Source organism: Marinimicrobium sp. UBA4209, from assembly GCF_002381585.1.
Classification (GTDB): Bacteria; Pseudomonadota; Gammaproteobacteria; order Pseudomonadales; family Cellvibrionaceae; genus Marinimicrobium; species Marinimicrobium koreense.
The window spans coordinates 1,143-1,728 of sequence record NZ_DFTP01000101.1 but is presented as its reverse complement, the minus strand read 5'-3'; the positions used below and the strand labels follow the sequence as shown (position 1 = coordinate 1,728).

Annotated in this window: 1 pseudogene; it reads right to left on the bottom strand. The window is 63.0% G+C overall.

Annotation, left to right across the window (positions count from 1 at the left end):
• Positions 1 to 586, bottom strand: a pseudogene (locus tag B3187_RS14720) (hypothetical protein); the annotation flags it as partial.

Here is a 586-nt window from a genome sequence, read left to right as displayed (position 1 = left end):
GCCTGTTCCGAGGTGGACTTGCTGCCATAGAAGGAGCGCGGGACCAGCCCGTCGCCATACAGGCTGCCATCGGTATTGCGCACGTAACGGTCGCCGCCGATGAACGCGGTCCAGGCCTGCTGATAGTCGGCCTTCGCATCGGTGTAGCGGGAGGTCAGCTCCAGGCTCCATACCGAGTTGAATTGGTGCTCCGCCAGCAGGGTGAACGAGGTGGTCTCGGTGTCGTAGTAGTTGAAGTCCGGATCGCCGGTGTAGGTGTCGTTGTCGATAAACTGGCCGTTGGGTGCCGGCAGTAGGGTGCCATACACCGGCAGAAACTGGGCGCCGACGTCGCTGTCGGTCTCGGTGCGGTTGAGCAGGGCGGTGACCCGGGTCTGCTGACTCGGCTGCCAGGTGATCGACGGCGCGAATACCCGGGTATTTTCATCCACCTGATCCACCTGGGTGTCGGTATCGCGGTAGACCCCCACCACCCGATAGAGCCACTGTTCGTCAGAGTCCATGGCGCCGGTGCTGTCGAACGCCAATTGCTGGCGATCGAAGCTGCCCAGTTCGGCCAGGAGTTCGTGCGCGGAGTCGGCTTTGG